The 20,068-nt window shown below is 66.3% G+C and carries 21 protein-coding genes; 5 read left to right on the top strand and 16 right to left on the bottom strand.

From position 1 onward, the window contains the following. Position 1: 1 nt before the first annotated feature. The 8 genes from O9281_RS02370 to O9281_RS02335 all read right to left on the bottom strand — a co-directional run bounded on the left by O9281_RS02370 (position 2) and on the right by O9281_RS02335 (position 6,317). Positions 2 to 1,441, bottom strand: coding sequence for an NAD(P)(+) transhydrogenase (Re/Si-specific) subunit beta (locus O9281_RS02370; RefSeq protein ID WP_298182335.1), 1,440 nt, complete (start codon positions 1,439 to 1,441; stop codon positions 2 to 4). Further along, positions 1,441 to 1,725 (bottom strand): NAD(P) transhydrogenase subunit alpha, encoded by a 285-nt coding sequence (locus tag O9281_RS02365; RefSeq protein ID WP_298182333.1) that lies wholly within the window; start codon positions 1,723 to 1,725, stop codon positions 1,441 to 1,443. Before O9281_RS02365 ends, O9281_RS02370 begins: the two co-directional genes overlap by 1 nt. A 16-nt stretch (positions 1,726 to 1,741) precedes the next feature. Then, positions 1,742 to 2,563: a hypothetical protein gene (locus O9281_RS02360; RefSeq protein ID WP_298182332.1), complete on the bottom strand. Its 822-nt coding sequence runs from the start codon at positions 2,561 to 2,563 to the stop codon at positions 1,742 to 1,744. Between the two features lies 1 nt (position 2,564). Further along, complete coding sequence (locus tag O9281_RS02355; RefSeq protein WP_298182330.1) at positions 2,565 to 3,353, bottom strand: hypothetical protein; 789 nt, start codon at positions 3,351 to 3,353, stop codon at positions 2,565 to 2,567. 88 nt (positions 3,354 to 3,441) lie between these two features. Further along, positions 3,442 to 4,317 (bottom strand): hypothetical protein, encoded by an 876-nt coding sequence (locus tag O9281_RS02350; RefSeq protein ID WP_298182328.1) that lies wholly within the window; start codon positions 4,315 to 4,317, stop codon positions 3,442 to 3,444. Positions 4,318 to 4,328: 11 nt separating this feature from the next. Next, on the bottom strand, positions 4,329 to 5,036 hold the full coding sequence (locus O9281_RS02345; RefSeq protein WP_298182326.1) for a hypothetical protein: 708 nt from the start codon (positions 5,034 to 5,036) through the stop codon (positions 4,329 to 4,331). A gap of 23 nt (positions 5,037 to 5,059) precedes the next feature. Then, positions 5,060 to 6,175, bottom strand: coding sequence for an NAD(P) transhydrogenase subunit alpha (locus O9281_RS02340; RefSeq protein WP_298182594.1), 1,116 nt, complete (start codon positions 6,173 to 6,175; stop codon positions 5,060 to 5,062). 19 nt (positions 6,176 to 6,194) lie between these two features. Beyond that, positions 6,195 to 6,317 carry an aa3-type cytochrome c oxidase subunit IV gene (locus O9281_RS02335; RefSeq protein WP_298182324.1) on the bottom strand — a complete coding sequence of 41 codons (123 nt, stop codon included), beginning with the start codon at positions 6,315 to 6,317 and terminating at the stop codon, positions 6,195 to 6,197. Positions 6,318 to 6,500: 183 nt separating this feature from the next. Here O9281_RS02335 and O9281_RS02330 point away from each other — a divergent pair, with 183 nt between their 5' ends. After that, positions 6,501 to 7,922 (top strand): sigma-54 dependent transcriptional regulator, encoded by a 1,422-nt coding sequence (locus tag O9281_RS02330; protein ID WP_298182322.1) that lies wholly within the window; start codon positions 6,501 to 6,503, stop codon positions 7,920 to 7,922. A 9-nt stretch (positions 7,923 to 7,931) separates the two neighbouring features. Here O9281_RS02330 and O9281_RS02325 read toward each other — a convergent pair whose 3' ends face one another. Genes O9281_RS02325 through O9281_RS02300 form a run of 6 tightly spaced genes read right to left on the bottom strand, consistent with a single transcriptional unit; the run spans position 7,932 to position 12,547 of the window. After that, positions 7,932 to 8,552 carry a TIGR02281 family clan AA aspartic protease gene (locus O9281_RS02325; protein ID WP_298182320.1) on the bottom strand — a complete coding sequence of 207 codons (621 nt, stop codon included), beginning with the start codon at positions 8,550 to 8,552 and terminating at the stop codon, positions 7,932 to 7,934. Then, positions 8,549 to 9,718 carry a CCA tRNA nucleotidyltransferase gene (locus tag O9281_RS02320; protein WP_298182319.1) on the bottom strand — a complete coding sequence of 390 codons (1,170 nt, stop codon included), beginning with the start codon at positions 9,716 to 9,718 and terminating at the stop codon, positions 8,549 to 8,551. The genes O9281_RS02325 and O9281_RS02320 overlap by 4 nt, the downstream gene beginning before the upstream one ends. Then, on the bottom strand, positions 9,715 to 10,299 hold the full coding sequence (locus tag O9281_RS02315) for a CoA pyrophosphatase (RefSeq protein ID WP_298182317.1): 585 nt from the start codon (positions 10,297 to 10,299) through the stop codon (positions 9,715 to 9,717). The genes O9281_RS02320 and O9281_RS02315 overlap by 4 nt, the downstream gene beginning before the upstream one ends. Then, complete coding sequence (locus tag O9281_RS02310; protein WP_298182315.1) at positions 10,296 to 10,835, bottom strand: DUF1285 domain-containing protein; 540 nt, start codon at positions 10,833 to 10,835, stop codon at positions 10,296 to 10,298. The genes O9281_RS02315 and O9281_RS02310 overlap by 4 nt, the downstream gene beginning before the upstream one ends. Before the next feature lie 23 nt (positions 10,836 to 10,858). Continuing rightward, complete coding sequence (locus tag O9281_RS02305; protein WP_298182313.1) at positions 10,859 to 11,377, bottom strand: GNAT family N-acetyltransferase; 519 nt, start codon at positions 11,375 to 11,377, stop codon at positions 10,859 to 10,861. 42 nt (positions 11,378 to 11,419) lie between these two features. After that, entirely contained in the window at positions 11,420 to 12,547 is a 1,128-nt protein-coding gene (locus O9281_RS02300; protein ID WP_298182311.1) for a PQQ-dependent sugar dehydrogenase, read from the bottom strand. Between the two features lie 10 nt (positions 12,548 to 12,557). On the opposite strand from O9281_RS02300, the gene O9281_RS02295 reads away from it, so the two are divergent. The 3 genes from O9281_RS02295 (at position 12,558) to folP (ending at position 15,830) form a co-directional block, all read left to right on the top strand. After that, positions 12,558 to 13,181, top strand: coding sequence for a ribonuclease HII (locus tag O9281_RS02295; protein WP_298182309.1), 624 nt, complete (start codon positions 12,558 to 12,560; stop codon positions 13,179 to 13,181). Positions 13,182 to 13,409: 228 nt separating this feature from the next. After that, positions 13,410 to 14,543 carry a site-specific DNA-methyltransferase gene (locus tag O9281_RS02290; RefSeq protein ID WP_298182307.1) on the top strand — a complete coding sequence of 378 codons (1,134 nt, stop codon included), beginning with the start codon at positions 13,410 to 13,412 and terminating at the stop codon, positions 14,541 to 14,543. 186 nt (positions 14,544 to 14,729) lie between these two features. Then, entirely contained in the window at positions 14,730 to 15,830 is a 1,101-nt protein-coding gene (folP, locus tag O9281_RS02285) for a dihydropteroate synthase (protein WP_298182305.1), read from the top strand. Here folP and O9281_RS02280 read toward each other — a convergent pair. After that, complete coding sequence (locus O9281_RS02280; RefSeq protein WP_298182303.1) at positions 15,819 to 16,598, bottom strand: SDR family oxidoreductase; 780 nt, start codon at positions 16,596 to 16,598, stop codon at positions 15,819 to 15,821. The two genes, folP and O9281_RS02280, sit on opposite strands and share 12 nt — an antisense overlap. A 247-nt stretch (positions 16,599 to 16,845) precedes the next feature. Between O9281_RS02280 and O9281_RS02275 the strand changes: the two genes are divergently transcribed. After that, on the top strand, positions 16,846 to 17,739 hold the full coding sequence (locus O9281_RS02275; RefSeq protein ID WP_298182301.1) for a hypothetical protein: 894 nt from the start codon (positions 16,846 to 16,848) through the stop codon (positions 17,737 to 17,739). Positions 17,740 to 17,741: 2 nt separating this feature from the next. Here the strand turns inward: O9281_RS02275 and parC are convergent, their stop codons facing one another. After that, positions 17,742 to 20,027, bottom strand: coding sequence for a DNA topoisomerase IV subunit A (gene parC / locus O9281_RS02270; RefSeq protein ID WP_298182299.1), 2,286 nt, complete (start codon positions 20,025 to 20,027; stop codon positions 17,742 to 17,744). Positions 20,028 to 20,068: the final 41 nt, after the last annotated feature.

Raw genomic sequence — 20,068 nt, 5'->3', positions numbered from 1 at the left:
ATTAGTGCGCCAGCCCCTTGTTGATGTCCTCAACCATCTTCTTGGCATCGGCCAGCAGCATCAGGGTCTGGTCCATGTAGAACACGTCGTTGTCGACCCCGGCATAGCCCACCCCGCCCATCGAGCGCTTGATGAAGAAGACCTGCTTGGCCTTGTCGACATCGAACACCGGCATCCCATAGATCGGGCTGGACTTGTCGGTCTTGGCCGCCGGATTGACCACGTCGTTGGCGCCGATGATGAAGGCCACGTCAGCTGTGGCGAACTCGCTGTTGATGTCTTCCAGCTCGAACACCTCGTCATAGGGGACATTGGCTTCGGCCAGCAGCACGTTCATGTGCCCGGGCATGCGGCCCGCGACCGGGTGGATTGCGTACTTCACCTCGACACCCTTGGCTTTCAGCAGGTCAGCCATTTCGCGCAGCGCGTGCTGGGCCTGCGAGACGGCCATGCCATAGCCCGGGATGATGATGACCTTCTCGGCCTCGCTCAGCATATAGGCCGCGTCTTCGGCGCTGCCGCGCTTCCACGGGCGCTGTTCGCGCATCTCGCCGCCGCCCGCGCTGGCCTCGGCCCCGAAACCACCGGCAATCACGCTGAGGAAGCCGCGGTTCATCGCCTTGCACATGATGTAGGACAGGATCGCGCCCGACGAGCCGACCAGCGCCCCGGTAATGATCATCGCGGTGTTGGACAGGGTGAAGCCCATCGCCGCCGCGGCCCAGCCCGAATAGGAATTGAGCATCGAGACCACGACCGGCATGTCCGCCCCGCCGATCGGGATGATCAGCAGGAAGCCGATCAGGAACGACAGCGCGGTGATCGTCACGATCACCCACAGGCTCTGGTCGGTCATGAAGAAGCCGGTCAGGCCCAGGATCGCCAGCAGGGTCCCCAGGTTGATCACGTGCCGCGCGGGCAGCAGGATCGGCGCGCCGCTCATCTTGCCGGCGAGCTTGAGGAAGGCGATGACCGAACCGGAGAAGGTGATCGCCCCAATGGCAATACCCAGGCCCAGTTCGAGCCGCGAAACGGCATGGATCGCGCCATCCGGCCCGACAATCCCGAAGGCCTCCGGGTTGAGATAGGCCGCCCAGCCGACCAGCACGGCGGCAAGGCCGACCAACGAGTGGAACGCCGCAACCAGCTGCGGCATGTCGGTCATGGCGATCTTGCGGGCGATGACGAAGCCGATCACCCCGCCCAGCGCCAGCGCACCAAGGATTTCCGGCAGGCTGGCAATGTCATGCGTGACCAGCGTGGTGACGACCGCAATGGTCATCCCGATCATGCCATAGCGGTTGCCCGCACGGCTGGTGCTGGGGCTGGACAGCCCGCGCAGCGCCAGGATGAACAGCACGCCCGAAACGAGATAGGCCAGCGCCACCCAGGGGCTGGCGGCAAGACCGCTGGCAGCAGCGGAAAGGAGCGTGAAGTCCATCACTTCTTCTCCTTCTTCTTGTACATCGCCAGCATGCGCTCGGTCACGGCAAAGCCGCCGAAGATGTTGACGCTGGCCAGCACCACCGCGAGCAGGCCGAGCCACTTGGCCACCGGGCTACCCGCTGCCGCCGAAGCGATCAGCGCGCCGACCACGATCACCGAGGAAATCGCGTTGGTCACCGCCATCAGCGGCGTGTGCAACGCCGGGGTTACCGACCACACCACGTAATAGCCCACGAAGCAGGCCATGACGAAGATCGAGAGGATCGAGATGAAGTCCATTTGCTCAGTCTGCCCCTTATTCTGCCTTCTCGTCGGTGAAGCCGAAGGTCACCTGGTACTCTTCGGGTCGCCGCTGAACCCTAACCGTCATCGCCCTGGATAGCGGATCGAACGACAATGCGGAAACCCTGAAACCGTGCATGGCGAGCGATTTTGGCAGCTCGGCATATTTGGGCCGCAGGGTCGATACCAGGCAGGCATCGACCAGGTGCGGGAATCCCCAGCTTTCCTTGCGGCGGAACGGTTCGAAACAGAAGTCGATCAGGCCCCAGTCGCCCAGGTGCGAATAGCGCAGGATGAACTCGACCGGGCGAAACTCGGCCGCTTCATCAAGCTCGCGATAGCGCACGGGCTGGTGCAGCGGCTCGTACTTGAACGGCCAGGGCCAGGCCTGGATCGGGAAGATGAAGTAATTGCCGTGGGCCGGGATGCGGGTGACAGTGTCAAAGACGCCATCGGTGTTGTCATCGCGCAGGCAGGTCAGCCGCTCGTTGCCGGGCTTGCGCACGATCTCGCAGGCGATGAACTGTGGCCCCGGCGCCCGCATCAGCTGGGTGCCGGCGGGCAGCAGCACCTTCTTCGGCTTTGTCATCCCCGGATCGAGCGCGGCATAGGCCTCTTTCGGGCGCACCTTGAACAACGAGATGTAGGACCGGCTCTGCAGCACGACCGTTTCGTCGGTCTTGTTGGGGGCCATGGCCACCCAGACCGGATGCATCGACAAATCGCCGGGGCGCTGTTCGGCGAGGGCCGCAGAGGCCCCGAAGAGCGCAAGGGCAACATGCCCGCCGCCAGCCCACCGCATCGCCTTGCGCACCGCACGGGAGTTCGGGCTCACCTCAGAACTCCTCGGTCAGGTTGAACGTCCCGGTCCGCGCGCCTTCCAGCACGACCAGCTGCATCCGCCACAGGCGCAGCTTGTCGCCGGTCAGCCGAAAGCGGACGCCCCAGCGCCTGAATTCGGTCTGGTTCAGATCGCCCTTGAAGACATGGTCATGGCTACCCCCGCCAATCGCGCTGCTGTGCATGACGGCGCCAAGGCTGACCCCGATCCCTTCGCAGCGGGCCTTGTCCGGGCTGCCCCAGCAACCGTTGAAGCCCAGCTTGATCTGGAACTTCAGGATTTCATTCAGGGCCTTGGCCGCTTCCGCATTGGCTCCGTAAGCCAGCGGTTCGATCGGATGGAGTGCGACCGGTCCCTCACCCCGGCCAGCGAAGATGCCCGCGATGTTGCGGTGGAGGAAGAACCCCTCGAACCGGCCATCGCGGTCGCGGTCAAGGAAGCAGGTGGAAAACTGGCGCTCGATGTAGTCCGTCCTGCTCTTCCCGAATTCGGGATAGCTGTAATTGCTCCTGAGGCTGCAATAGATCGCCTGGTCGCTCTTCGCCTGCACCAGCGGGGTGAGCGGTGTCAGTTCGCGTACGAAGGCGCGCTCGTGTGGCGGAGCCTGGCCGGCGAAAGGCTGGAAGGCAGCGGCGAGGAAGACAAACGCTCCGGGAAAGGCCGCCGCGATCGGCAGGCCTTCATATCGCTTCACCTCAATTGGTCCGGCCGGAAGGCTCAGCGGCTCGACCCGCCATTCCGCGCTGTAGCTGAGCGGCGTGGCGGCCGGCTGCTCCGCCGCCACGGTTTGCGATGCACCCGCCAGGCCTGCCAGGATCAATCCGCAGCGAAGTGTCCTCACCCCGTGAGCTTTCCCGGCGCGGCTTGCCATCTCAGGAACCCGCCAGGCTCAGGCCCGGCACAAAGGACAGCGTGACCGCACCGGGCTGGATATCGTGCAGCTCTCCCGCCCCGTGCGGGGTCGAAAATTTCAGCGGCAAGCGGGACGCATCGAGCTTGAACCGGTTGGCGCAGCTGGCGCCCGCCGCCTTCTTGCTCGCCGTACAGAATTCGAGCTGCGCGGAGGACCTGTCCGCGCTGACCTTGACCAGGCTCAGATAGACGCGGATCGGATCGTCGTATGTGCCGGTCGGCAAGAAATCCGACAGGGCGACCGGCTGGGCCAGCGGGGCCTTCGAATCGAAGTAACGCCTGCCGACAAAGTTCGTCAGCCGCCAGACACCCATGGCGCTGGCATAGCTCAGGCTGACTGGATAGCTGGCGGTGAAGGTGCCGACGCTGTCCGCATCGGTGAAGCATTCGACGTAATTGGCCTCTCGCCGTCGCTGCGTCTCGCACAGGGTCAGCGGCGCCCCTTTCGCCTTGGCGAAGCTGGTCCCGGCAGGAATGACGTGCCCTTTCCGGACCGTCAGGCTGCGCTGCAGGATAAAGGGCTGCTCGGGCACGAGCGCGGCCAGGTAGACTGGCTGCCGGATACCAATGGAAACCCGCTCAAGATTGCCGGCCGGGTCCGTCACCACCCATGGCATTTCGGTGTAGCCAAAGGTCCCGGGTTTCTGGGCGGACCAGACCTCACCTGGCCAGATCACCAGCACGCCGGCAATGAACGCACGGGCAGGGTTTACCCCAGCACCCGCAACCATCGCGGAGAACGACGCGGTTGCCGCCATCAACAGCCTGCCCGGCAACGGCATGGCCGACGCGAAGACCCGATACCCGCGCGGCAGACCGGAAAGAGTCGAGCGCATGGCGGCGGCTTCTAGAGAACCGTCCCCCGGAACGTCGTGGGGACGATCCGGACGTCGGTTGGAATCGATACGGAAACCCGCTTGTCGTCATGGCGGGCTACGCGCGCCTCGATGCCGAACAGGTTCAGCTTTCCGGTTTCGGGTTCGGCGACAATTTCCTGGTTCAGGCAGGTCTTGTAGAGTCCCTTGCGCCATTTGGCCGCGCCGCTGGACTCCTCGATACAGAGCTTGAAGCGCACTTTCCCGCCGGGCGCGCCGCCAGCATAGCGCAGGCCCATGGCGACGGGCGCGATTTGGGTTAAAGGATCGAGCTCACGCAGCCGGGCGGGCACGGTCAACCGGGCAAGGCCATTCTCGCCAAAGGTCGATCCGAAATAGAACTCGTTGAAAACCTGCTGATAATGATAGGCTTCGATCGAGCCGTCACCATCACGGTCGGCCAGACAATGAAATGCGCTGCCAAGATGGCGCGCCATCGCACAGTACTTGCCGGAGCCGTTGTCACCCACTTCGACGAAGAGCGTGCCGCGCGGGACGATCACCTTGGCGCCGAGCGTGGCAACGTCTTCCTCGAGATGGAACACCCGCTGCGGAACAAGACTGAAGGCGGGAGCCGTCTCGCCCTTGGCGAGGACCAGCGGGGCAATGACTTCCAGCCGAACGAACCATTTTGCGGTTGAAGCTTTGGCCGGCGCCCCAAGCATCGCAGCGAAAGCCATTGCCGCAAAGGCCAACCTGCCAATCACCCCAGCAGTCGCTCGTTGACCACCTTGCCGCCCTCGGTCAGGCGGATCGCGTTGCCGATTTCCTCGTCCAGAACCGGCCGGCCGGCTTCCTTGTCCCAGAAGGCCGAGAGGAAGTTGTAGAGGTTGCGGGCGAACAGGGCCGAAGCATCGGCCGGCAGCTTGGCCGGGGTGTTCGAATAGCCCAAGATCTTTACCCCGTGGCGTTCGACCACCTCGTCCGCCACCGAACCCTCGACATTGCCGCCCTGGGCCACGGCCAGGTCGAAAATGACCGAACCGGGCTTCATGCTGGCAATCTGCGCGTCCGAGATCAGCCGGGGCGCAGCCCGCCCCGGGATCAGCGCCGTGGTGATGACGATATCCTGCTTGGCGATATGGCCGGACACCAGCTCGGCCTGGGCCTTCTGGTATTCTTCCGACATTTCCGTGGCATAGCCACCCGCACCCTCGCCCTCGATCCCGGCGACGCTTTCCACGAAGATCGGCTTCGCGCCCAGCGAGAGGATCTGCTCCTTCGTGGCGGAACGCACGTCGGTGGCGGAAACCTGAGCGCCCAGCCGCCGCGCCGTAGCGATGGCCTGGAGCCCAGCGACACCCACGCCCATCACGAAGCACTTGGCGGCGGAAACCGTGCCCGCCGCGGTCATCATCATCGGAAAGGCGCGGCCATAAAGGTTCGCCGCCTCGATCACCGCCTTGTAACCCGCCAGGTTCGACTGGCTGGAGAGGATATCCATGCTTTGAGCGCGGGTGATGCGCGGCATGAATTCCATCGCCAGGGCTTCAAAGCCGCCCTTGGCATAGGCATCGACGCGCGCGCGCTGGCCAAACGGATCGAGGCCGGCAACGACCCAGGCCCCGGCATTGGCGCCTTTCAGCGCCTTGGGGTCGGGGCCCTGCACGCCCAGCACGATGTCGGCGCCCTTGGCCGCATCCTTGACCACTTCGGCCCCGGCTGCGGCATAGTCCGCATCGGCAATCGACGCGGACAGGCCAGCCCCGGCCTCCACCGCCACGACTGCCCCCAGGCCGATGAATTTCTTCACCGTTTCAGGGGTGGCCGCGACGCGGGTTTCACCCTTCGCCTGTTCCTTGAGAACGGCGATCCGCAGGCTGGCGCTCACCGCGCGATCAGGAAATCAGCGAGATGACGAGAATGGTGACCAGCGCGGTCACCACCGAACCCCACTTCACCAGGCCAATGAAGCCTTCATAAGTCGAATTGGCCGCCTTCATGTCGTTACCCGAAGCCATAGTCCTGTCCCTGTACTGGCATGGAGCGCCGTTTCCGGCGCGTTCTGGGCCTCGTCTATCGTCCCATACCGCCGCACTCAAGGCCTCGTGAGGGATTTGTGATCAATGCGCAGCCTTAATCGGGTCTTTACCCCCTCGCGTTAGGGTCAGGGTTCACGAAGGCGTGGGGACAAACAGGCAATCATGGCGGAAATCGAGCAGCGCCTGCTGATGCTGATCGATGATGAACCGGCGCAGAGCCGGCTCATCAGCGCCCTTGCCGCGCGCGAAGGCTGGCGGACGCTGGTCGTGCGCGATTCGGAAACCGCGATCGCCACGCTGGGCACGCGCCAGGGCATGCAGCTGGGCGCGATCATCCTTGACCAGTGGGTACCGGGCGACGAGGCCTGCACCCTGATCGCCGAACTGAAGAGCCGCCGCCCCGCCTTGCCGATCCTGATGCTGACGGCTTCAACCTCGCCGCTGCTGGCGGTCGAGGCGATGCGCGCCGGGGCCAGCGACTACCTGGTCAAGCCCGTCTCGCCCGAACGCCTGATGCAGGCACTGCGCATGGCGACCACGCGCGAGGCACCGCGCGACGAGCTCATGCCGCTGACCGAAAAGATGTCGGCCCCGGCTGATTTCGACGCGATGATCGGCGCCGCGCCAACCTTCCGCAGTGCCCTGGCGATTGCCGCCAAGGCCGCCCGCGGCCACGGCAACGTGTTGATCGAGGGCGAAAGCGGGACCGGCAAGGAGCTGCTGATTCGCGCAATGCAGGCGGCCAGTCCGCGCGCGAAGGCCCCGTTCCGGTTGCTCAATGTCGGGGCGATCCCGGCCAACTCGGTCGAATCCGCGCTGTTCGGGCATGAGAAAGGCGCCTTTCCGGGAGCCTTCGACCGGCACGTCGGGGCCCTGCAACACGCCGATGGCGGCACCCTGGCATTGGACGAGGTCGACCGCCTGCCCCCGTCCGTGCAGGAGCGGCTGCTCGAATCGCTTCAGCGCGGCGATGTCCGCCCGATCGGCGCGCGCCACAGCTTCCGGATCGACCTGCGCATCATCGCCGCCAGCAACCTGCCGCTGAAGGATATGGTTGCCGCCGGGCACTTCCTGCCCGAACTGTACCAGTTGCTCTCCCCCGTGGCGGTCAACCTGCCCGCCCTGCGCGAACGGCCCGGCGATATCCCGGCCCTGTCCCGCCATTTCCTGGCCCGGATCGGCGAGCAGCCGGGCCTGCGCGAACTGGGCATCACCGATGGCGCGCTGGCCCTGCTGGGCGCCTATGACTGGCCAGGCAATGTCCGCCAGCTCCAGGCCGTGCTGTTCCGCGCAGCCGTGTTCTGCGATGGCGATGCGCTGACGGCCGAGGATTTCCCTCAGCTATCCGACATGCTGGGCAGCGATGCCGGGCATTCGTCCCCACACCATCACGAAGCCATCGGCGTCACCCTCTACACGCCCGACGGCAACCTGCGCCCGCTGGAAGAAATCGAGGCGGATGTGATTCGCCTGGCCATCGGCCACTATCGCGGGCGGATGACCGAAGTGGCCCGCCGCCTCGGCATCGGCCGCTCCACCCTCTACCGCAAGCTCAGCGACCTGGGGATCGGCGACGTCGCCTGACCCTGCGGCTCAACGCGGTACCAGGATCAGCCGGTCGCCCTCGACCCGCCAGCTGCCCAGGCGGCTGAGCAGGTTCATCCCGATTACCCGGATCTCGTCGTCGGTTTCCTGCGGCACGGCCACTTCCAGCCCGCGCACCTCGATATTGCCGAACCGCAGGCTGTCGATCCGGCCCAGCCGGGCGGTGATCATGCCGTTGGCGGTCTGCAGTTCCAGCGGCGCCCGGCCCGGATCGGGGCGAATGCCAAGCGCCGCCGCATCGCCGCGCCCCACGCCGGTGAAGGTCGCCCCGGTATCGACCAGGAACGCAATCGGCTGGCCGTTGACCTCGGCCTCGATCCAGAAATGGCCGTCGCTCGCCAGCGGCACGATGGTCTCGCGCCCGCTGACGCTCAGCGCCGGGCGGCTGTTGAGTTCCAGCGCTGCGTCGGACCGTTCGGCCTGCAGCGCCAGCACCCCCACCTGCAACAACAGCGCGGCGATCAGCCCGAGATAGCCCAGCCGCCGCAGGTTGCGGGCCAGTTCCGGCCGCTCGCGCTCCAGCATCCAGCCGCCCGCCGCCAGCACGATCGCGCCCACCGCCACGAACAGCAGCGGCTGCGATCCGGCGAGCGCGCCCAGCCCGCTCATCCCCGCGCCGCCAGTTCGGCATCGAGCAGTCCGGGCACGGCCGCATCGTCAAACCCGGCGGCGATCCAGGCACTTTCGACCGCGCGCAGGGTGCGCGCCACGTCCGGCCCGGCCTTGACCCCGCGTGCCACGATATCCCCGCCCTTGAGCGGGAATACGGGAATGGCCCAGTCAGCCAGCGGAGCCACCTCGCCCCCGCCCAGCAACAGGCGATCGAGCGCGGCCGCTTTCCCCAGCCGATAGGCCAGCGCGCGCGGATCGCCGGGCGCCCCGTCGCGCCCCGCCGCCAGGGCCAGCCGCTTTTTCTGAACGCCGGACAGGCGAAACCGGCTGGCCACAGCCTCGGCCAGCGGCACATCGGCGGGCAGCAGCGCGGCCAGGCGGCGCAGCGCATCGGGCGGCACCTGCTGGCGCGTCTCTGCGGCAACCAGCGCCACCAGCGCCGCCACGTCGGCCTCGGGCAGGACGACCGGCAAGACGCTCAGTTCGGCCATCCGCGCCACTGTGGGGGCTGGATCGACCAGGCCGAGCAGGTTCATCATCTCCATGCCGACCCGCTCGCGCGACAGGCCCTTGAGCGTCGCAGCCAATTCGGCACAGGCACTTTCTGATTGCTCATCAGCAGGTTGGCTACCAAACCTCGCCTGGAACCGAAAGTACCGCAGGATCCGCAAGTGATCCTCGCGGATGCGCTGGTGCGGATCGCCGATGAACCGCACCCGCCGCGCGGCGAGGTCAGCGAGGCCCCCGAACCAGTCGAATACCTCGCCCGTTGCCGGATCGGCATAGAGCGCGTTGATGGTGAAATCGCGCCGGGCGGCATCGTCCTGCCAGTCGTTGGCAAAGGCGACAGTCGCGCGGCGACCGTCGGTGGAAACATCGTGCCGCAGCGTGGTGATCTCCACCGGCCCTTCGGGCAGGACGGCGGTGACAGTGCCATGCTCGATCCCCGTCGGCACGGCCTGGATCCCGGCATCCTTCAGCTTGCCGATCACCTTCAGCGGCAAGAGCGGCGTGGCAATGTCCACATCCTTGACCGGGATACCCAGCAGCGTATCGCGCACCGCGCCGCCGACATAGCGCGCCTTGTCCGGCCCCAGCACGGCCACCAGCCGCGCCAGATCCTCGCGCCGGGTCCAGTCGGCAGCGGGCAGCGACACGCTCACCACGCGATCCGCTTTGACAGGTTGGCGATGATCCCGGCGGTGACGCCCCAGATACGGTGTTGTTGCCACATGATCTCGATGTAGCGCCGTTCGTGGCCCTGCCAAAACGCGGAATGATGAGTGCGGTTGGCCGGATCGAACACGAAATCGACCGGGGCTTCGAACCAGGCCGCAACCTCGGTCGGGCTGGGATTTAGCGGCAGGTCGGGCGGAACCACGGCGACGACCGGCACGATCGCATAGCCCGATCCGGTGCAATAGACATCGCTGGTGCCGATCACCGTAACGTCGGCGGGGTTGATCCCCAGTTCCTCGTTCGCTTCGCGCAGGGCCGCCTCTTCCGGGCTTTCGCCGGGGTCGATCTTGCCGCCGGGGAAGGCCACCTGCCCCGGATGCGAGCGCATGTTCGACGGGCGGTGGATCAGCAGGAAGCCGGGCCGGTCGTTGCGTTCCGTAATCGCCGCGAGCACGGCGGCAGACCTCAGCTCGCGGCCGGCAAAGCCACCCTCGTCGCGCAGTTCGACATCGCGCGCATGGCCTTCGGCATGGAGCCGGCGCAGCCGCGCCACCAGTTCGCTCATGCCGGCACCAGGCTGAAGCGCGCGCCCTGGCTGATCACGGTCAGGTCGGCATCGGCGAGCTCAACCAGTTGCAACCAGGTCGAACGGTTGATCCGCGCCTCGCAGCCGTGGCGCACCGCAAGGTAGACGGCGGGCAGTTCCACATCGCCGCGCGCCACCAGCGGATGCTCCGGCCCGGCCACCACCACCTCGTCAGTGTTGAGGCGGAACACCAGCGCGCCGTCCTGCCTGGCGACATCGGTGGCGATGAAGGCGGCGTCGTCCACCACGATCGACTGCTTTTCGAACGGCGTGACCAGCCAGTGCTGGCCCTGCTCGTCGCGCCGCAGCAGCCCGGCAAAGGCGCGGACCATCGCCGGGCGCCTGATTTCTCCCCCATCGTGGAACCAGCGGCCGTCGGCTTTGATCACCATCAGGCTGTCACCCGCCGTGGCGGGGTTCCATTGCTCGACCGGCGGCAGCCGGCGCTCGGCATTGAGCCTGGCGATTTCGGCGAGGCTCAGCGTGGCAAGGTCGGGGGGCGGCGTATAGGGCATCGGTTAAGCGATGCCAGATCGGCCTAGCCGCGCCAAGGCCCCAGCGTGCCTTCAGCGGGCAGGATTGCCGGATTGTCGCAGCGGACCAGCAGCCGGTGCCGCTCGAACGGGCCGGGCAGGTCCCAGCCGCCGGTGTGGGCATTGGTAAAGCCCCAGAACCGGCCATAGTATTCCGGATCGCCGATCATCACCTGCGGCAGCGGCGCCTGGGGAGAAAGGGCGGCGATGCTGGCGGTCATCAGCGCCTTGCCATAGCCCTGGCCCTGCGCCTCCGGCTCGACCGCCACGGGGCCGACCATGATCATCGGGTGCCGCCGTCCGGCCGGATCGGTCAGCGCCACCGGCCAGCACTGGATCGTCCCGACCAGATGCTCCCCCGCATCGATCGCGGCGAAGGACAGCGCGGGCAGCCAGTCAGTCCCCTCGCGCACCTTGTAGGCGGTGCGGGTATGTCGCTCCGGCTCGAAGGCGCGATCAAGCAGCGCTTCGACCAGCGCGGGATCGACATTGTCGAGCGGGATAAGCGTGGGACCATCAGCCATAGGCGCGCGCCCCTAAGCCGCATGGCTCCGCTTGTCGACGGTTTACTTGTTCGGCGTCAGCCTCAGCAGGCGGCCGCCCTCGCGATCCTCGATCACCAGCAGCGAACCATCGGCGGCCTCGGCCACGTCGCGGATCCGCTTGTCCATCGGATAGCGGGCGACTTCGGTGGCCTTGTCGCCATCGATCTTGAGCCGCAGCAGCGCCTTGGGGCCAAGGCCCGCCACCAGCACCTGGCCCTTCCAGTCGCGGAAGGCCTTGCCCGAATAGAAGATCATGTCGCCCGGCGCGATCATCGGCGTCCAGGTGATCGCCGGGGCGGCAATGTCGGGCCGGGTGCTGTGCGGCGGAATGTCCTTGCCGTCATAGTGATCGCCCTCGGAGACGATCGGCCAGCCATAGTTCTTGCCCGGCTGGACCAGGTTCAGCTCGTCGCCACCCTTGGGGCCATGCTCGATATCCCACAGCCGGCCCTTGGGATCGAAAGCCAGGCCCAGGATGTTGCGGTGGCCATAGGACCAGATTTCGGCGCTGACGCCGCCCTTGTCGGCAAACGGGTTGCCTGGCGCGGGCTTGCCGTCGGGCAACAGGCGCAGCACCTTGCCGAGGTTGCCGGTCAGGTCCTGCGCCGGGTCCATCTTCTGCCGCTCGCCCGAGCCGACGAACATCAGCTTGCCATCGGGGGAGAAGGCGATGCGGTGCGAAAAGTGGCCGCGCCCGGTGGTCTTGGGGCTTTGCCGCCAGATCACTTCGAGGCCTTCGACGCGCGGAGCAGCGCCGCCAACATACTTGCCGCGCCCGATCACCGCGCCGCGCGTATCATTCTCACCGGCTTCGACCCACGAGAGGTAGATCGCGCCGCTCTTGGCGAAATCGGGGGCGAGCACCACGTCACCCAGGCCGCCCTGGCCGCCGGCATCGACGGTGGGCATTCCGGCCACGTCCTTCACCCCGCCATCGACGAGTTTCATCGTGCCACCCTTTTCGGTGACGAGCACGCCGCCGCCCGGCAGCACGGCAATGGCCCAGGGCGCATTGAGCGTGGCCAGCGGGGTTACGGTGAAGGCGTCCTTCACTTCGGCGGACGGCGGGGTATCCCCAGCAACCGAAGGGCCGCAGCTTGCGACGAACAGGGCGAGCGGGAAAAAGGTGGCGAAGATGGTTCTGGTCATGGCGGGCTAAATGGATTCACCGGCGTTCTTTGCCAAGGGCCTAAAAGACCGGGTGTTGATCGGCGTCGACGAAGCGGGGCGCGGGCCGCTCGCCGGGCCGGTGGTGGCTGCCGCCTGCGTGCTCAGGCCGGATGCCCCGGCGGGGCTGGACGATTCCAAGAAGCTGTCGGCCAAACGCCGTGCCGCGCTGGAACCGCTGATCAAGGCCAGCTGCCACTGGGCGCTGGGCGTGGTCGAAGCCGACGAAATCGACCGGATCAACATCTTCGCCGCCACCATGCTGGCCATGACCCGCGCGGTCGGCGCGCTTGGGGCCGAATTTGGGATCGAGCCGGACGAAGTGCTGATCGACGGCAACATGACCCCCGCTGGTCGCCACCCAGACTGGCATTGGTCGGCCCGCGCGATCGTCGGCGGCGATGGCCTCGAACCCTGCATCTCCGCCGCCTCGATCCTCGCGAAGGAACACCGCGACCGGCTGATGCGCGAATATGCCCTGGCTCACCCGCAGTACGGCTGGGAGCGCAACATGGGCTATGGCACCGCCGAGCATCTGGCGGCGCTGCAGACACACGGCCCGACCCCGCTCCACCGCCGCAGCTTTGCCCCGGTGGCCCAGCTGGTGCTGATCTGACGCAGCCGCAGCACATTTTTTCGATCCGAGTCCCCCGCGCCACACCCACCACATATTGAGTCCGCAGCGAATCCCGGGACTCTAGATGCTGTGTCGGACTCGCTCTGTTCCGCTTCTAACTCGGCCTGAATCGCCCCGAATCACAAGGATTCCTGCGGAGTCGCCCCTTGACGCGGGACTCCGGATGACTCACCCTGTGGATAACTTTCGCAAGTTTCAGGGAATGTCATGGGTCAGATGCTGGTGGGTGAAAAGGCGCGGCTGAAGGCCGTGCGCGAGGTGGCGCGGCCCGATCTGCCTCTGGGCCGGATCCTCGATGGCGACTGCATCGAGGCGATGCGCAGCCTGCCCGATGCCTGCGTGGACATGATCTTTGCCGATCCGCCCTATAACCTGCAGCTGGGCGGCGACCTATCGCGCCCGGATGGCAGCCATGTCGATGCCGTGACCGATCACTGGGACCAGTTCGACAGCTTTGCCGCCTATGACAAGTTCAGCCGCGAATGGCTGACCGAGGCGCGCCGGGTGCTGAAGCCCAACGGCTCGCTGTGGGTGATCGGGTCCTACCACAACATTTTCCGCCTGGGCGCGATGCTGCAGGACATGGGGTTCTGGATCCTCAACGACATCGTCTGGCGCAAGGCCAACCCCATGCCGAACTTCAAGGGCACCCGCTTCACCAATGCGCACGAGACGCTGATCTGGTGCTCGATGGGGGAGACGGCCAAGTACACCTTCAATTACCGCGCGATGAAGACCCTCAATGACGAGCTGCAGATGCGCTCTGACTGGGTGCTGCCGATCTGCGGCGGTCAGGAGCGGCTGAAGAAGGGCGGAACCAAGGTCCACCCGACGCAGAAGCCCGAAGCCCTGCTCTATCGCGTCATGCTGGCCACCACCAACAAGGGCGACGTGGTCCTCGATCCCTTCTTTGGCACCGGCACCACCGGCGCGGTGGCCAAGCGCCTGGGCCGAGAGTGGATCGGCTGCGAGCGCGAGAGCGTCTATCGCGAAGCCGCGCTGGAGCGGATCGAACTGGCCCTGCCGCTCGACGAATCTGCGCTGACCACGATGCAGAGCCCCAAGGCCGCGCCCAAGGTGGCCTTCGGCACCCTGGTTGAAACCGGCTGGATCGCCGCCGGGGCGCAGGTGTTCGACAAGAAGCGGCGCCTGCGGGCGACTGTGCGGGCCGATGGCTCGCTGGCTGTGGGCAGCGACACGGGCTCGATCCACGGGCTGGGCGCCAAGCTGCAAGGCGCGCCCAGCTGCAACGGCTGGACCTTCTGGCACATCGAGCACGAAGGCGAACTGAAGCCGCTCGACGCGATCCGGCAGCTCTATCTGCTGGCCACGGAAGACTGATCCGGCGCGTGCTGTCCTACTGCGGCTGTGCGGGCTAATACTGGCGGCCATGACTGCAATCCGCCCTGTCTGCCGCCACTTTTTCGGGCCATTGCGCCGCCACAGTTTTTTTGCCCCTGAACAGTGGTCCATGTGGTCCACGCCTGCGGGGGCGGAGCCGAAAGCGGGGCCGGAAAGAGGGTAACGATGACCAGCACTTTCTACCTCCGCCCGATTGCCCTCGCCGATTCGCCGCAGAGCGAGGATGGCGAAGCGGTGCGGCTGGCGGGCGGGCTGACCTATGCCAGCCGCTTTGCCGTGATCGAACGCGCTGGTGGCCGGGTGACCGGGCGCGAACGCTATTCGGCGGCCGAGCTGCGGGCCACGCTGGGCGATCTGCCGCAAGCGGTGCAGGAGCAGTTCGCCAACCTGCAGCGCGTCCACGCCCCGCTGCAATGCGGCGCGCGCACCCTGCGGCTCGACCAGCCGCAGGTCATGGGCATCCTCAACATGACGCCGGACAGCTTTTCGGATGGCGGCCAGTTCATGGACGATCCCGAGATCGCCGGGGCCCACGCCGCCGCGATGCTGGAAGCGGGCGCGGCAATCATCGACATTGGCGGGGAAAGCACCCGCCCCGGCGCGGCCGCCGTGTGGGAAGGCGATGAGCTGAAGCGCGTGGTACCGATGGTCGAACGGCTGGCGGCGATGGGTGCGGCGATCTCGATCGACAGCCGCCGCGCCGGGGTGATGGAAGCCGCATTGGCTGCCGGGGCCCAAGTGATCAACGACGTTTCCGCGCTGCGCCACGATCCGCGCAGTCTGGACCTGGCCGCGCGTTCCGGCGCGCCGGTGGTGCTGATGCACGCGCCCGGCGATGGTGAGGATCTGCACGGCGGCGATGGCTATGCCGACGTGGTGCTCGACGTGTTCGACTGGCTGGCGGCGCGGCGCGATGCGGCGGTCGCGGCGGGCATCGCGCGCGAGAAGATCCTGCTCGATCCGGGCATCGGCTTTGGCAAGTCGGTGGCGGACAACCTGGCGCTATTGAATGCCCTGCCGCTGTTCCATGCACTGGGCCAGCCGCTGCTGCTGGGGGCCAGTCGCAAGCGGATGATCGGGGCGCTCTCGGCCGAGGCCCCGGCGCACCAGCGGCTCGGCGGTTCGCTGATGATCGCCGCCAAGGCGCTGGAGGCCGGGGTGCAGGTGCTGCGGGTCCACGACGTGCCGGAAACCGTGCAGGCCGCCCGGGTCTGGCGCGGCCTGCGCGATGCGGCACTGACCGACTTCAGCCAGCTAGCCGGGTGAGGCGGCGGACCCGGCCAGCAAGCCGCCGTCGATGTTGAACTCGGCCCCGGTGATGTAACCGGCATCGTCGGAAGCCAGCATCACCGCCACGGCCGCCACTTCCTCCACCGTGCCGAAGCGGCGCAGCGGAGTGTCGGCGACGAAGGCGGCCAGTCGTTCCTCCCGGTCGGGACCGTCGCCCAGCATGGCGTCCCACATCTCGGTCAGGATCGCGGCGGGATGGATCGAATTGCAGCGGATCCGCCAGCCCTGCTGCGCGCAATAGAGCGCGACCGACTTGGTATGGTTGCGCACCGCCGCCTTGCTGCTGGCATAGGCCGCGGCACCCGGAATGCCGACCAGGCCAGAACGCGAGGAGATGTTGATGATCGAGCCCGTGCCCCGCCCCTTCATCGCGGCGATGGCATACCGGCAGCCCAGGAACGTGCCATCAAGGTTGGTGGCATGAACCGCGCGCCAATCGGCCAGGCTGGCATGTTCGGGATCGTGCGGACCGGGCGAAGCCTCGAACCCGGTGATCCCGGCGTTGTTGACCAGCACGTCGCAGGTCGGGACAGCGGCGGCAAGCGCCGCCCAGTCCGCCTCCTCGCGCACGTCGAGCGGGTGGAAGGTACAACCGATCGCAGCGGCTGCAGCCGTGCCGGCCGCAGCATCGAGATCGGTGAGGATGACAGTGGCCCCTTCGCGCTGGAAGGCGGCCGCGATGGCGCGGCCAATGCCGCGCGCCGCGCCGGTGACGACGCAGGTCTTACCCGCAAGTCTGGGCATGGAGATATCCTTGAACATGTGAACGGCAGCGCAAAGCCGACGGGCCCCGCGACATGGCTTGAAATGGTTCCGCCTCAGCGGTGCCGCTTGTTCACTGCAGGTCTCCTGGAAGTGCGGCCGGTTTACCGCGCACCGGTCGCAAAGGCAAATCGCCCCCGGCGTGATCGTCGTCACGGTGCAAATTCTCAATCTCTGCCAGAGGCTTGTATGCAGGCAGCACGACCTGCCAGATCACAGGGGAAAAACGATGCGCAATTCGATCATCGCGGCCGCACTGGCTCTTTCGCTGGCTCCGGTTGCCGCCGCAGCCCAGACCGCGCCGGATCAGGACGCCGATCGCGCCGCCGACCGGCTTGACCGGACGATTGACCGCGCCTTGTCGGACCGGCGGGTTGGCCGCGATCCGGCCAGCTTTCTCGAGAGGAAGAAGCCGACCTGGACCATCGAGTTCTCCACCCCGCTGGCCTTCAATTCGAACATCGGTAACGAAAGCACCGGCGCGAAGAGCTCAAGCTATGTCGACCCGACCTTCAAGCTGACTGGCCGGTGGGAAGTGGACGGCATGTCGATAACGGCCGAGGCCGGCACCGATACCCAGGTGTTCAGCAGCAATTCGAGCTATGACAACGCCACGGTCTATGGCCGCTTTGCCGTGGCCAAGAAGGACAACAAGGTTTCCGGCCAGTTCCTGCCCTATGCCGAGTACCGGGTGCTTTCGATCTACGATGGCATCTATGACCAGCATTCGATCACCCTGCACCAGTTCAGCGCCTGGGTGCGGACCACCTTCAACCTGGGTGGCAGCGACCGGGACAAGCTAAGGCTCAACCTCGCCGCCGCGCGCCGCGAAGCCAGCCTGGCCGCAGCCGAACAGTGGCGCTATACCGCCTCGGCCACTTACCTGAACGGTTCGGGCCTCAGCATTTCCGCCCAGTTCCGCTTCGCCGACTTCTCGGGCGGCACCAATGCCGGCCGGATCGACAAGAACCTGCAACTCGGCATCGGCTATGATGTCGAACTTGACCCGGAGCTGACCCTGACGCTCGGCACGACCTTCGAACGCAACTGGTCCAATCGCGCCAACCGCGATTACACCACCTGGGACCTTGGCCCGGCGGTCAGCCTGACCCGTTCGTTCTAGGCCTAGAACTTGTTGTCGCGCGGGAAGCCGTTGGGGGGCAGGCGCCCGGCGGCCCCGCGCGCCACCTTCCACAGCCGCATGTCGCTTTCGGTGCGGGTGCGGCCACTCTCGCCGCCCATCTTCCAGCTGAGGCCTTCGTCCAGCTTCAGCGTGATGGCATCGGCCAGCCCGCCATCGCGGTAGCGTTGCAGGGTCACGCCCTGCCCCTTGGCCAGCACCGGCAGCTCTTCCAGGCTGAAGATCACCAGCTTGCGGTTGTCGCCCACGACTGCGACGTGATCGTGCTCTGGCGGGATCTCGCGGACCACGGCCAGCTTCACGCCGGGCTTGGTCGTCATCACCCCGCGGCCCTTGCGGGTTTCGGCGAGCAGCTCGTCCGCCTCGGCGGCAAAGCCGCGGCCGGCATTGCTGGCCAGCAGCAATTGCGCCTTGGGCCGATAGACCAGCAGGCCGACGATTTCCGCCCCGGCATCGATATCCACCATCGTCCGGATCGGCTCACCAAACCCGCGCGCGGAGGGCAGCTTGTCGCACCCCAGAGTGTAGAACCGCCCGTTGTCGCAGGCGACCAGCAGCTTGTCGGTGGTCTGGGCGTGGAGCGCGAAAGCCGGGCCATCGCCCTCCTTGAACTTGAATTCCTTGTCGAGCGGCTCGTGGCCCGAGGCGCCGCGGATCCATCCCTTGGCCGAGAGGATCACCGTGACGGGCGCCTTCTCGATCATCGCGTCCATAGAGAACTCTACCGTCGGGGCGGCTTGGGCAATGGTGGTCCGGCGGCGGCCGAGCGCGGTATCCTCGGCATAGTCCTTGCGCAGGTTGGCCATGTCACGCTTCAGCCGGGTGCGCTGGCGGGCCGGGCTTTCGAGCAGCTTTTCGAGCTCGTCCTTCTCGGCCAGCAGATCGTCGCGCTCGCGCCGCAGCTCCATTTCCTCGAGCTTGCGCAAGCTGCGCAACCGCATGTTGAGGATCGCCTCGGCCTGGCGCTCGGTCAGGCCGAATTCGGCCATCATGACGGGCTTCGGCTCGTCCTCGGTACGGATGATCTCGATGATCCGGTCAAGGTTGAGATAGGCGATGATATAGCCGTCGAGCAGCTCCAGCCGGTCGGCAATCTTGGCCAGGCGGTGCTGGCTGCGGCGGACCAGGATGTCGATCTGGCTCTTGATCCATTCCTGCAGCACCAGCTTGAGGCTGAGCACGCCCGGCGTGCGGCTGGCGTCGAGGACATTGAGGTTGAGCCCGAACCGCGTTTCCAGGTCGGTCAGCTTGAACAGCGATTCCTTAAGCAGTTCGGGATCGACATTGCGGCTCTTGGGCACGAAGACCAGCCGGATCTGCTCGTCCGATTCATCGCGAACGTCTTCCAGGATCGGCAGCTTCTTGTCGGCGATCAGCTGGGCGACCTGCTCGATCAGCTTGCCCTTGGGCAGCTGATAGGGGATTTCCGAGATGACCAGCTGCCAGGCCCCACCGCCCAGCTTTTCGATCCCCGTTTCTTCCCAGGTGCCATCGGGATTGCGCCCGGTCGAGAAGCGGCCGCGCACGCGCAGCGCGCCGCGCCCGGTTTCATAGGCGCGGGAAATCACCTCGCGGCTTTCGGCCACGATCCCGCCGGTCGGGAAGTCCGGCCCCTGGAACAGCTCCATCAGCTGGGAATGCTCGGCGTGGGGATTGTCGATCAGCAGCAGGGTGGCGTCGATGATCTCGGCCACGTTGTGGCTGGGGATGTTGGTGGCCATCCCCACCGCGATCCCGCTGGAACCGTTGGCCAAGAGGTTCGGGAACAGGCCGGGGAAGATCTCCGGCTCTTCCTCTTCCCCGTTGTAGGTCGGGATGAAGTTGACCGTGCCTTCGTCAAGGCCCGCCATGAGCTGGATCGCAGTCTTGGTCAGGCGGGCTTCGGTGTAACGATAGGCGGCGGCATTATCGCCGTCGATATTGCCGAAATTGCCCTGCCCATCGACGAGCGGATAGCGGAGCGAGAAATCCTGGGCGAGGCGGACCATCGCATCGTAAACCGACTGGTCGCCGTGCGGGTGATATTTGCCGATCACATCGCCCACCACGCGCGCCGATTTTTTGAAGGCATCGTTGGGGTTCAGCTTCAATTGCCGCATCGCCCAGAGCAGGCGGCGGTGGACCGGCTTCAGCCCGTCGCGCAGATCGGGCAACGAGCGCGCGGTGATCGTGGAGAGGGCATAGACCAGGTAGCGTTCGCTGAGCGCGGCATCGAACGGCGCGTCAACGATGGCGTCAAAGGGATCGGGTTCAGTCGTATCGGTGGCCATGGGTCCTGCGCCCTAGCAGGCCCGGATTCCGCTCGCCAAGG

Origin of the sequence: Novosphingobium sp. (assembly GCF_027531025.1) — a bacterium.
Taxonomy (GTDB): Bacteria; Pseudomonadota; Alphaproteobacteria; order Sphingomonadales; family Sphingomonadaceae; genus Novosphingobium.
Note: the sequence above shows the minus strand (reverse complement) of the source record. Positions and strands in the feature narration are given on the sequence as shown.